Genomic DNA, 12,649 nt, shown 5'->3' with positions numbered 1-12,649 from the left:
TGGTCTGTCCACATTTTATACAAGTAAACCCATCTTGCCATTTTATTTTGGCTAAATAAGCCTTACAAGCTTCATCATTTGGCAGTTCTTTTATAAAACTCAGTATATTTTGACCTTGAAAAACATCCATATCTGTTATATTTAAGGACACTAAGACACAGAAACTAAATGACTAACTTAGAAAAATAAAATTGGTATTAGAACTTAGCCATAAATACTTAATGGTTTTTACTTTGTGATATTTTATTTGATTATAAACCTACTTCTATTTGCTTTTTAAGCAGGTCTTCGAAGGTTTCTCTTTCTCGGATTAGGTAGTCAGATCCATTATATAGCATAACTTCTGCGGGTTTAAATCGAGAGTTGTAATTAGAGGCCATAGAAAAGCAATAAGCTCCTGCGTTGTGAATACACAATACATCGCCTATACTTACCAAATTTAAATTTCTTTTAGAACCAAAAGTATCTGTTTCACAGATGTACCCAACTATTGAGTATTCTTGTTCGTCACTTGTCGTATTAGAAATATTTGTGATGTGTTGATAAGCATCATACATCATAGGACGAATTAAATGGTTTAAACCACTATCGATTCCTGCAAATGTAATGTTTGGAGTTTCTTTAATAACGTTAACCGTTGCTAAGAATTTCCCCGCCTCACTGACTAAGAATTTCCCTGGTTCAAAGATTAGGGTTAATTCTTTTCCGTATTCTTTACAAAAATTATTAAAACTACCACCTAACAAAACACCTAGTTTTTCCAAATCAGTTTCGGTATCCCCAGTTTTGTAAGGAACTTTAAAACCACTTCCTAGATCGATAAATTCGATAGTATCAAATTTTCTAGCAATTTCAAGTAAAATCTCTGTTGCTTCAACAAAAGCTTCAATATTAGAAATATCAGATCCGGTATGCATATGTACACCGTTGATTGTTATACCCGTAGTAGAAACGATTTCTAAGATAGAGTCAATTTGTGAAACTGAAATTCCAAATTTAGAGTCGATATGACCTACAGAAATTTTGGCATTTCCACCTGCCATAACATGAGGGTTCATACGAATCGCCACAGGGTAGTTTGGAAAGTCAGTTCCAAATTTCTCTAAGTTGTGTAAATTGTCTAAAGTAATTTTTGCTCCTAGTTTTTTTACTTCAACAATTTCTTCATAAGACACACCATTTGGAGTATATGAAATATCTTTCACATCAAAACCAGCATGGATACATAATTTCACCTCTTGAATGGAAACACAATCGGTACCCGAATTCAAGCGATTTAATATTTTTAAAATATTGATGTTGGTATTGGACTTTATAGCATAATTTATCTTTAGGTTTTTAACCCCAGAAAAAACATTGATCATGCGCTTGTACTGAGATTCAATTTTATTGGCATCATAAACATAAAGCGGAGCTCCATGTTTTTGAACTAAAGATAAAAGGTGTTGATTGTCCATGTTTAGTGTATTTTTATTCGGCTGCAAAGATTGAAATATTCTTTTAAAATAGAACCTTTTTTTGTGTGATTTTATCAAGAAAACACAAAATGTTTAAATTTAAACACTTAGAGTCTCGTCAAAGTTTTATAGAAACTATTTGAGTTGTGTTGAGATAAAAAGCACCAGTACCAAGATTTTTTATTTTCGTGCTACAATTTGTGCGATGTTTACAATTACCTCTGTGGCTTTAATCAAAGATTCTACAGGCACGTATTCATATTTTCCATGAAAGTTATGTCCGCCTGCAAATATATTTGGGCAAGGTAATCCTTTGTAGGATAATAGAGAGCCGTCTGTTCCTCCACGAATTGCTTTGATCAATGGTTTTATATTGGCTTGTTCCATCGCTTCTTTTGCAATATCAACAATATGCATTACAGGCTCAATTTTTTCTTTCATATTAAAGTATTGATCTTTGATTTCTACTTTAATAATTTCTGAATTGTGTTTTTTATTGATAAGGGCTACTGCTTCAAGAAATGTTTTTTTTCTGTTTTCGAATAAATTGAAGTCATGGTCTCTAATTATATATTCAAGAGTTGTCGTTTCAATATCTCCACTAAAAGTATGTAAATGATAAAACCCTTCATATCCAGAAGTCTTTTCAGGAACTTCATTCGCAGGGAGTAGTGAAGAGAACTCGTTTCCTATTAAAATAGAATTAATCATTTTTCCTTTAGCGGATCCTGGATGTACACTTATTCCTTGAATCGTCACTTTTGCACCAGCAGCATTAAAGTTTTCATATTCAAGTTCTCCAATCTTACTACCGTCCATTGTATACGCCCATTCTACTCCAAATTTCTCAACATCAAATAAATGCGCCCCATTACCTATTTCTTCATCAGGAGTAAAACATATTCTGATTTTACCGTGCTTAATTTCCTGGTTTTTAATAAGGTGTTCCATTGCAGAAACAATTTCTGCAACCCCTGCTTTGTCGTCAGCACCTAGCAGCGTGGTTCCGTCGGTAGTAATTAAGGTTTGACCTTTGTATAATAGGAGATCTTCAAAATAATCAGGAGATAGAATGATGTTTTTTTTATTATTTAGAAGAATATCTTTTCCATTATAATTTTCAATGATTTGAGGATTTACGTTTGTTCCAGAAAAATCTGGGCTGGTGTCAATATGCGCCACAAATCCAATGGTCGGAACTGTATAATCAATATTACTTGTCAGGGTTGCCATGATGTAACAATTTTCGTCAATTGTTACTTCGTGCATTCCTATTTCCTTTAATTCGGACACTAATAAATGAGCCAAATTCCATTGTTTTTCCGTGCTAGGAAAATTGGAGTTGTTTGGATCAGATTGTGTGTCAATTTTCACGTATTTAAGAAATCGGTTTACTATTGGATGCATAATATTTGGTGTTTTTGTTCAAAAATAAGTTTTATCAGATAATTATTCATCAAAACAATAGAAAATAATTACTCAAAATTAGTTTACGATTCAAGTCTTAGCTTTTGCTCTTTAAATAGGAACACTTATGGAATGATTTATTTACCTAATTTTCGGGAAAATATGAATGTTAATGATATATCGGAATTGAGTTGGTGGTTTTAAAAATGGGGAAACCTTAATAAATCAACGTTCCTAGATCTGCTGATAATTATAAATTTTACAGCAAAATCAGTCACAAGTATTAAAAATAATTTTTTGTAAAAAAGATGTTTTTATGTGAATTAGCAGAATTACATGAAAGTATTGAATGTACATTTTAATTTTATTAAATAGTATAGGTAATAAAATAATAGTCCTTGAATTTTAGAGAACAAATAAATGTAAAAAACGGTAGTTTGTATGGTCGTTCTGAAATTAAAAATGTATATTTGCAGCCTTAAAAATAATTTTAAATAATATTATTATGAATCATTACGAAACTGTTTTCATTTTGAATCCCGTTTTATCTGATGTTCAGGTAAAGGAAGCAGTACAGAAGTTTGAGGACTATCTTGTTTCTAAAGGAGCCAAGATGATTCACAAAGAAGATTGGGGGCTAAAGAAATTAGCTTACCCAATCCAAAAGAAGAAAAGTGGTTTTTATCACTTATTTGAATTCAATATAGATGGAGCAAATTTACCTGCTTTTGAATTGGAATTTAGAAGAGACGATAGCGTTATGCGTTATTTAACTGTAAGGTTGGATAAGCACGCTGCTGCTTGGGCTGAAAAAAGAAGAGAACGTGTTAAATCTGCTAAAAAATAAGAATTATGGCGTCAATTGATCAACAAGCAAAAGGAGGTAAACAAGGAGATGTAAGATACCTTACTCCTTTAGATATCGACACAAAAAAAGAATCTAAATACTGTAGATTTAAGAAAAGTGGAATTAAGTACATAGACTATAAAGATGCAGATTATTTAATGTATTTAGTAAATGAGCAAGGTAAAATTTTACCTCGTCGTTTGACTGGAACATCTTTAAAGTACCAACGTAAAGTGTCTGTAGCTATCAAAAGAGCTCGTCACTTGGCTTTAATGCCTTATGTTGGAGATTTATTAAAATAATAAAGTAGATACGACATGGAAGTTATATTAAAACAAGACGTAGAAAACTTAGGATTTAAGGATGATATCGTAGCTGTAAAAAACGGATACGGAAGAAATTTTTTAATTCCTCAAGGACATGCAGTTTTAGCAACAGGATTTGCTAAAAAAGTATTGGCTGAAAACTTAAAACAACGAGCTTTTAAAGAAGCTAAAGCTGTTGAAGAGGCTACTAAAGTAGCAGAAGCAATCAAAGCATTAGAAATTAAAATTACTGCTAAAGTTGGAGAAGGAACTAAATTATTTGGTTCTGTTTCTAACATTGATATTGCAGCTGCAATATCAAAATCAGGAGTTGAAATTGATAAAAAATTCATCAAAGTAACTGGTGGAATTATCAAAAGAACTGGTAAATACAATGCTGCTGCAAGATTGCACAGAACTGTAGTTGCTGAGTTTACTTTTGACATCATTGCTGAGTAATTTTTAATTACATTTATAATAAAATCCACCACTCTTTTTGAGCTGGTGGATTTTTTATACATCAATTTTCGCCATTTCATGAAGGGAATCCTATTTTAAATGCAATTTATTACTGATACAGTCAAATGAAATACAGACAGCTAACCAAAGAGCAACTTGAAGAATTACATGAAGAATTTGCCCGTTTCTTAGCATCTCAAAAAATTGATGTAACAGAATGGGAAAGAATTAAGAAAGAGAAAACTGAGGTTGCAGAAGAAGAACTAAATATTTTTAGTGATCTTGTTTGGGATGATGTATTAACGAAGTCTGAGTTTATAGAACACTACTCTAAGTCAAGTATCAATTTGTTTAAGTGTCAGGAAACGTTGATTGTGCGCATCATGGTGAAAACAAGTAATCCATTAATTGATTTTTTAAAGAAAGAAGGGCTTGCTTGGTTAAGCAAAAATATAGGAGATAATAGTTTGGATTTTTTTTATGCTCATAAAAATTATTCTAAAGGGAGGAATGAAGAACTGTTTGAGTTGATTGAAAAAGGAGGTATTTTGACCAAAGGTCATTTGTATACATCGATCTTTGAAATTATTAAGAAATAGATTTATTATGGAGACCAAAAAATTAATTAGCTATCTTGAGAATATCGTTACCCAAGAAAGAAAACAAATATTTCAAAAGGTATTAAAGGAGAGGACAAGACATTTTACCGTAATATTAGAGGATTTATTTCAAAAACATAATACAAGTGCGATTACGAGAAGTTGTGAAGTTTTTGGAATTCAAGACATGCATATAATTGAAAATAAATACAAGACCTATGTTTCTAATCAAGTAGGTAAGGGCTCTCAGAAATGGTTGACATTTCATAGATATAATGAGCTAAGCCATAATACACAAGCTTGTATAGATTCTGTAAAAGCACAAGGTTATCAAATTATTGCAACCACTCCTCACGAATCATCAAAGTTTGTAGGTGATTTCGATATTACTAAAAAATCAGCCTTTGTATTCGGAGTTGAGAAAGAAGGGATTTCTGATATGATGATGGAACAAGCTGACGGATATTTAAAAGTGCCCATGTATGGATTTACGGAGAGTTTAAACGTCTCGGTTGCGGCAGCCATTGTGCTACAAGAGGTCTCTGCCAGAGTTCGTAAGAGTGATGTAGAATGGGGGTTAAAATCAGAAGAGACTGATGAAATCTATTTAAGTTGGTTAAAAAAATCAATAAAAAGTATAGATACTATTTTGGAACGCTATCAAAAGGAACAATAAAAATAGTTGTTTCAGGAAAAAAAGCACAAGGAACAACTCATAAAACCAATACTAACATTAAAATAAAATAACGAGACGACAATCATTCAACAAACAGTTTTATTTAACAGGAAATCATTTATTTTTGTGTCGCACAAAACTAATAAAACCCCAACGGCTGTAATATAATTCAATTACAGCCTTCTAAGTTTAATATAAGAGTGTTTTTATTTTTAAGTAAGAATTGGGCAAAACAGATGCCTACAAGATTCAAAAGCGAAAAATGATACACTTCACTAACTTAGAATAAATCCTGAATAGAAGATTTTATCAAAATTTGTAAATACATATTTTAATGCATTCATCCAAATTAATAAATATTTTAGACGAAAACACATTTTTCAAAAGAGTTAAGGAAAATAATTTATTTCGTTTCACTAGTTCTTTTATCGCTTTTGTCATAGGAGGAACTATTAAAATCGAAATAAATGAAATACCTTGTACTCATACCAAAGGTCATGTTGTATTAATATCACCAGGGAATATTTATAGAGTGATTGAACATTCCGATACTCTAAAATTGAGATTTTTACTTCATGACAGTGAATCGATTAGAAAAAACATCAACTTTAATTTCAATAGATATGATGTTTTAAGAATTATTAACGTAGAGAAGTATCAAAACATATTAAAACCTAAAAAAATAATCTTTAAACAATTAATAGATTTGGTTGAGATTTTAAACTATCACGTTAATACAAAGGAAAAAAAATCTTTATTTAAGGAGCAAATACTGATTGTAGGATTTTCAAATATTATTTACATCTTAATGGATGCATTGGAAGACATTATCTATTTCGACAATAAATATAATTCACGAAAAGAAGAAATAGCGATTGATTTTATAGATCTAGTTTCGATGCATTTTAAAACGAATAAAACACTTGTTTTTTACGCTCAAAAACTTACTATTTCAATAAAATATCTATCTATTTGTGTTAAAGAAATCACAAGTAAATCTCCATCTAATTTAATAGCCAATGCTCTAATTACAGAAGCTAAAATAATGTTAATTAGTTCAAAAAACACCATTTCAATTATTGCAGTAGAATTAAATTTCTCAGACCAATATGCATTTGGTAAATTTTTTAAAAAACACACAGGACTTAGTCCTAAATTTTATAGAGCTAAAAATAAAATCATACAATTAGATACCATTTAAACTTCTTTTGATGTTATTTCAACCTTTCAAGAAACTGTGTTTTATCAGAAATTTGTATCTTCGAATTAAAACGTATAATATAATGAATTCAAAATCAGAATACTGTCTTTTATTGACAGCTTGTCTGCTCATTTACACCACCTTAGTACATGGACAAGACCCCATACTAAAAACACTGTCCGTAAATGAACTCTTTTCTTTGGTTATTGAAAACAACCCTTCTTTATCAGTATCAAAGGCGAATATAAACATAGCCAAACAACAAGTAGTAGTAGCTAAAAACGATAGATTACCAGATTTTAACATTAGTGTTAATGCGATGTATATTGGTGATGTTACTCTATTAGATCCAGATTTTTCAAATTCTACGAATGTCGATATGCCTCATTTCGGGAATATATTTTCTGTAGAAGCAAGTCAATTAATTTGGAAAGGAAGTATAGTTAATAACTCTATTCAAGCAAAATCTCTTCAAAAAGAAATAGCTGAGCTTAATTATCTTTCAAACGAGCAAAACATTAAACTTCTTGCTTTAGGTTATTATTTAGATTTATACAAACTTCAAAATCAAGCAGACGTTTATCGTTTAAATATTGAACTAGCAGAACAGCGTTTGAAAAATAGTAACCGATTTTATAAAGAAGGTATGGTAACTCGAAACAATGTTATACGTAGTGAGTTACAAATTTCTAATTTAACATTGACTTTGCAGGTTGTTACTAACAATATTCAAATTTTAAACAAACAACTTATCGTAAGCTTAGGACTACCAGAAACAACACAAATTATTGCTTATGAAACAATGCTAAATGAAAATTTAAAGATTTCAATTTTAGAGGATTACCAAAATAATATAACAAATCATCCTACAGTAGTATCTACAAAAAAGGCGGTGGAATTGTATGGAATATCCCAAAAAATAACCAAAGCAGAACAAATGCCAGCTTTGGTGGCTTTTGCAGGTAATACCATGCAACGCCCGATAATAACAACAACACCTGCTATAGATCTGTATTCTAATAGTTGGAATGTAGGATTGTCACTTAATTTTGATATAGGATCGTTATACAAAACGCATAAAAAGATTAGATTAAATAATTATGAAATAGAAAAAGCCAAAGCACAGGCTAACGAAGTAAAACAAATGATTGGTGTAGCTGTTAATGCAGCATACATAAAATATAACGAAGCAGTTTCACAAAATATAACTTTGAAAAAAAACAAAGATTTGGCTACCGAGAATTATCGAATTACAGAAAGTAAATACAACAATCAACTGGCTATTTTGCTAGATATGATTGATGCGAGTAATACCAAACTATCTACTGAACTTCAATATACCAATTCAAACATCAACATCATTTTCGCCTATTACAAACTATTAAAAGAAAGCGGAAATCTATAGTTTTTACTTCATCAATTCGTTCTTATAAAAAAACAAAAGTATGTCACATAATCAAGAGGTAGCTTCAAAAGATACCAAGGAGCTGAAAAATACTACAACCCAACAATTAACTTCTAAAAACAAAATAAACACTGGTAGATATTCTAGTTTAGCAATATTACTATTTGTTTTAATAGGACTGTTTTGGGTGGTAAATTCTTATTTTAACATAGGAAATAATAAGTACACTAATTCGGCACAAGTAGAATCATTTATCAACCCTATTAACACAAGAGTCTCTGCTTATATTAAGCAAATTTATTATATTGAATATCAAATTGTAAAAAAAGGAGATACTTTAATTGTTTTAGATAACCGAGAAATACTAACTCAATTAGGTCAAGCAGAAGCCATATATATGGCTGCTTTAGCTTCAAAAATAGCAACAGAAAACTCAGTAAAGACTATAACAAATAATATAGCAACAGTTAATTCTAATATTGATGCTGCAAAATCCCAATTATGGAATGCTAATGAAAATTACAAACGTTATGAAAATTTACTTAAAGATGAAGCTGTAACACAACAGCAGTTTGACCAAATAAAAACGGTACACGAGTCTCAAAGAGCACAATATCAATCACTTATAAATTCAAGAGGAACAGCTAGTTTAAGTGTAATCGAGGTTCAATCAAGAATAGTAATTAACGAAGCGGAGATTAAACGCACTGAAAATGCACTTAATATGGCTAAGCTCAATCTCTCCTATTGTTATATTACTGCACCCCACGATGGTATTATGGGAAGAAGAAGTGTAAACGTTGGTCAATTGTTAAACCCTAGCCAACAAGTTGCGACTATTGTCGATAATAAAAACGTATGGATTACAGCCAATTTTCGAGAAAAACAAATGCAGGAAATAAGCATCGGTAAATTAGCGAGTATCAAAGTGGATGCATTAGAAGGAAGAGAATTTGAAGGTAAAATAACTGCAATTTCTGGAGCTACAGGTGCAAGATATGCTGCTATTCCAGTAGATAATTCAACAGGAAACTTTGTGAAAGTACAACAGAGAATTCCTATTAGAATTGAGTTTACAAATAATAATAAAGCTGAACATTTGGAATTACTGCGTACAGGAATGAATGTTGAAGTAACTATAAAATAATAAAATTATGTATAATCAAGGGCCATTTGCCGATTGGGTTCCTAAACCAGTAATGTTATTACTAATTTTAATCTTTATATGTCCAATATTGGCTATATCCGGAGTTTATAGTAATAATATTTTAGATGTTACCCGGGGCTTGGCAACTTATACTGAATACATTTTATTGGCTAACAATGCAACTACTATAGGTATGGGTATAGCCATAATTATTGTACTGCGGATAAAAACACGATTTAGATCTAAAGAAATTATAACTGCTAGTACCATTGCTTTGGCATTTCTGTCTTATACAATAGGAGCTACAGACAATCCATTAGTTGTTGTTATAGGAAGTTTTTTTATAGGGTTTTTTAAAATGTTTCCTATGATAGAGATGATATTGCCCTTGATGTTTATTATTACTCCTAAGGGAGAGAGAGGAAAATTCTACGCGATATTCTACACCCTTTCAATATGCATAACGCAATTAACAGCTTATTTAATGGCGAACCTAATTTCGAATAGTAATTGGCAAGCTCCTTATTATATTATGTCTATACTAATGTTGATCATAGCTTCATTATCACTAATTTTTCAACATAATCAACGATTTTCGTTTAAAGTTCCCCTCTACCAGTTAGATTGGGTTGCGTTAGTTTTACTTAGTATTTCAGCGATGTCTTTTAATATAGGTTTTACATTTATGCGTCAGCAAGGTTGGTTTAGCTCGCCTTATATTGTTGGATTTTTACTAATTGGATTTATTTTATTCATTTACGTTATGTACAAACAAAAATTTGTAAAAAGAAAACTTATAAACTTTAACAAAATCATTAAAAAAGTGAATGTTTGGCACAGTATCATTTTATTAATGTTAATGGGTATTTATCTAGCAAGTTCAAGTATATTTACTAACTACACAGTGGGTGTTTTAGGGTATAATAGTTTAATCACTGCTAAATTGAACCTCTGGCAGATCCCAGGAATTATTTTAGCTGGTGTCTATGCCTTTTATAGTTTCAAATACAACTGGAAGCTTAAATATTATATAGCATCAGGTTTTATAGCCTACTTTATACATACGTTTATGTTGTACTTAAGTATTCAACCACAAATGAATATTGAGTATTTATACATTCCTATGATAATGAAGGGTGCAGGAGTAGGAATACTGTTTATTGGGATTTGGTTTTATGGTTCAAATTATTTAGAACTGTACGATTTATTTGGTATTCTAGGAATTTTACTTATAATAAGAACTTTTATAGCAACAGCTTCTGCAGGTGCTCTTATTAGTTGGGCTACTTATCAAGGACAATGGCAAAGTCTTAATGACATGTCTTCATATCTCGATATAGGAGCATTTCCAAATGGAATCAGATTTTATAAAACCTCACAGATTAGTGCCATACTTGCTTCTTCAAAAATTGTATTAGGATCATTATGTTGGCTAATAGTTCCGATTCTAATTTTTGTATTAACACATCATTACGGTCAGTTTAATTATAGAAGGGTTATTTTATTTAAAAAAATAATCAGAGGTAATTCAATTAAAGGCTATAAATATGCCTCTAAATAACACATTCATTAACGTTTTAATTATAGAAAAAAAATCCAGTTTATTGTTTCCGTATGCTGTTACTTTAGAATATCTAAAACAACCACGGTTTTTCTGACTCATGTAATTCAGCCTGAGAATAATTGAAAATTATTTTTTGTCTTTTTATACAAATTTAATTTTTAAATGGTGTACTATTAATTTAGAATATATTTTTTCAGATAAACTATGATAATAGAAGTATCACACTGATACGATTATATTTTCATGAAAAAGAAATCGATTTAAAACGCCTATATTTGAACGAAAAAATTATTGTCTAATGTGGTGTTGCATTTATGAGTTAAATTCAGCAATGAAGTTAAATTTTCAATAATTAAACGGAGGTTTATAAACGAACTGACAGTAGGCAATATTAGAAAAAAACTGTAAAATAGATTATAATTAATGAACCTTAAAGAGCATTATACCAAATTATATAAAGAATCAATCAATAAAATTTCTACTGGAAAATACCAAATTGATAATTTAATAGATTCAAATTCCGATAAAAGATTCGGGATAACTCTTCTTATAAGACCTTCTAATGAGATGAAAGATGAAATTCAAAAACTCCTGGACGAACTAAAAAAAATTGAACCAAATCAATATTACTATCCTAATTCTGATATTCATATTACAATTATGTCGCTAATCACTTGCTATGAGGGGTTTGACATAGAAAAAATTGATTTAACTAAATACATTGAATTAATAAAAAAATGTTTGCCTTTAGACGCAAAAATTAAAATTGAATTCAAAGGTTTAACCGCTTCTAATTCTTGCATAATGTTGCAAGGGTTTATGAATAATGATAAGATAAATGAAATCAGAGATAAATTAAGAGTTGAATTTAAGAACTCGGAATTGGAACAAAGTTTAGACAAAAGATATTCTATTCAAACAGCACATTCTACTATCGTTCGATTAAGAAAGAAACTAAATCAAAAAGAAAAATTCATGAAAGTAATTGACAATTATGTCGACTATAATTTTGGAACTTTTGATATAGAGAAAATTGAACTTGTTTACAATGATTGGTATCAGAGAGATGAATTAGTTGAAAAATTATACGAATTTAAAATATAAAAAAACTACTAAGTATAGTACTCCTAATTTTTGCAACACTTTATTAATTTCTTATATTAGAAGAATCTATGAAAGTAACACACCGAAAATTTAGTACACATTTTCAGTAAAAGTAGTTTTAAAATCACTCATAGAACAGCTTACAAGAACTAGCTTCAAAACACAAACTAAGCATTGCTCAACTCAATACTTTAAAAAAAAGTTTTAAGTAAATCATACATTGTCTTTGATAGTGAAAATAAAAAAGGAATGGAATTTATCTAATAGCATGACAAAAGAATGGTGTTGTGATTTAGTAAATGACACGATAAGAAACATGGGGTTCCTGAAATAAAAATTACTGAGTTATACGCCTAGTCTCTGTTCTATATTTTTTTGATATTTAGGTTTTTGTAGTACCATTCTAAGAATTGTTTTATGAAAAATGGATTCTTTGTATTGTGACCTATTAATTCTAAAACAAAATTCATCAAAGTAA

13 protein-coding genes and 1 pseudogene are annotated in these 12,649 nt (G+C 30.1%); 10 read left to right on the top strand and 4 right to left on the bottom strand.

Annotation, left to right across the window (positions count from 1 at the left end):
- The 3 genes from V5787_RS09740 to pepT form a co-directional block, all read right to left on the bottom strand.
- The coding region (locus V5787_RS09740) for a transposase (protein WP_336893044.1) at positions 1-130 on the bottom strand (130 nt) is incomplete at its 3' end.
- Positions 131-251: 121 nt separating this feature from the next.
- Positions 252-1,484: a diaminopimelate decarboxylase gene (lysA, locus tag V5787_RS09735; RefSeq protein WP_336893043.1), complete on the bottom strand. Its 1,233-nt coding sequence runs from the start codon at positions 1,482-1,484 to the stop codon at positions 252-254.
- A gap of 153 nt (positions 1,485-1,637) precedes the next feature.
- The gene (gene pepT, locus V5787_RS09730) at positions 1,638-2,864 is read right to left on the bottom strand and encodes a peptidase T (RefSeq protein ID WP_336893042.1); all 1,227 of its coding nucleotides are present in this window, start codon (positions 2,862-2,864) and stop codon (positions 1,638-1,640) included.
- 505 nt (positions 2,865-3,369) lie between these two features.
- On the opposite strand from pepT, the gene rpsF reads away from it, so the two are divergent.
- From rpsF to V5787_RS09680, 10 genes are all read left to right on the top strand, one after another.
- Entirely contained in the window at positions 3,370-3,711 is a 342-nt protein-coding gene (gene rpsF / locus V5787_RS09725) for a 30S ribosomal protein S6 (RefSeq protein WP_336893041.1), read from the top strand.
- Between the two features lie 5 nt (positions 3,712-3,716).
- Positions 3,717-4,013 carry a 30S ribosomal protein S18 gene (rpsR, locus tag V5787_RS09720; protein WP_336893040.1) on the top strand — a complete coding sequence of 99 codons (297 nt, stop codon included), beginning with the start codon at positions 3,717-3,719 and terminating at the stop codon, positions 4,011-4,013.
- A 15-nt stretch (positions 4,014-4,028) separates the two neighbouring features.
- Positions 4,029-4,475: a 50S ribosomal protein L9 gene (gene rplI, locus V5787_RS09715; RefSeq protein ID WP_336893039.1), complete on the top strand. Its 447-nt coding sequence runs from the start codon at positions 4,029-4,031 to the stop codon at positions 4,473-4,475.
- A 125-nt stretch (positions 4,476-4,600) separates the two neighbouring features.
- Positions 4,601-5,074 (top strand): DUF6495 family protein, encoded by a 474-nt coding sequence (locus V5787_RS09710; protein WP_336893038.1) that lies wholly within the window; start codon positions 4,601-4,603, stop codon positions 5,072-5,074.
- Positions 5,075-5,081: 7 nt separating this feature from the next.
- Positions 5,082-5,750: an RNA methyltransferase gene (locus tag V5787_RS09705; RefSeq protein ID WP_336893037.1), complete on the top strand. Its 669-nt coding sequence runs from the start codon at positions 5,082-5,084 to the stop codon at positions 5,748-5,750.
- A gap of 334 nt (positions 5,751-6,084) precedes the next feature.
- Entirely contained in the window at positions 6,085-6,951 is an 867-nt protein-coding gene (locus tag V5787_RS09700) for an AraC family transcriptional regulator (RefSeq protein ID WP_336893036.1), read from the top strand.
- Between the two features lie 82 nt (positions 6,952-7,033).
- Complete coding sequence (locus V5787_RS09695; RefSeq protein WP_336893035.1) at positions 7,034-8,356, top strand: TolC family protein; 1,323 nt, start codon at positions 7,034-7,036, stop codon at positions 8,354-8,356.
- A gap of 40 nt (positions 8,357-8,396) precedes the next feature.
- Positions 8,397-9,503, top strand: a complete 1,107-nt coding sequence (locus V5787_RS09690; RefSeq protein ID WP_336893034.1) for an HlyD family secretion protein — start codon at positions 8,397-8,399, stop codon at positions 9,501-9,503.
- Between the two features lie 7 nt (positions 9,504-9,510).
- Positions 9,511-11,064, top strand: a complete 1,554-nt coding sequence (locus tag V5787_RS09685; RefSeq protein WP_336893033.1) for a hypothetical protein — start codon at positions 9,511-9,513, stop codon at positions 11,062-11,064.
- Positions 11,065-11,490: 426 nt separating this feature from the next.
- The gene (locus V5787_RS09680; RefSeq protein ID WP_336893032.1) at positions 11,491-12,171 is read left to right on the top strand and encodes a mutarotase; all 681 of its coding nucleotides are present in this window, start codon (positions 11,491-11,493) and stop codon (positions 12,169-12,171) included.
- 345 nt (positions 12,172-12,516) lie between these two features.
- On the opposite strand, the pseudogene V5787_RS09675 reads toward V5787_RS09680, so the two are convergent.
- A pseudogene (locus tag V5787_RS09675) lies at positions 12,517-12,649 on the bottom strand (IS1595 family transposase); the annotation flags it as partial.

Origin of the sequence: Flavicella sp. (assembly GCF_037132785.1) — a bacterium.
Lineage (GTDB): Bacteria > Bacteroidota > Bacteroidia > Flavobacteriales > Flavobacteriaceae > Flavicella.
The sequence above is the reverse complement of the archived record's forward strand: the minus strand, read 5'-3'. Positions and strand labels throughout refer to the sequence as shown.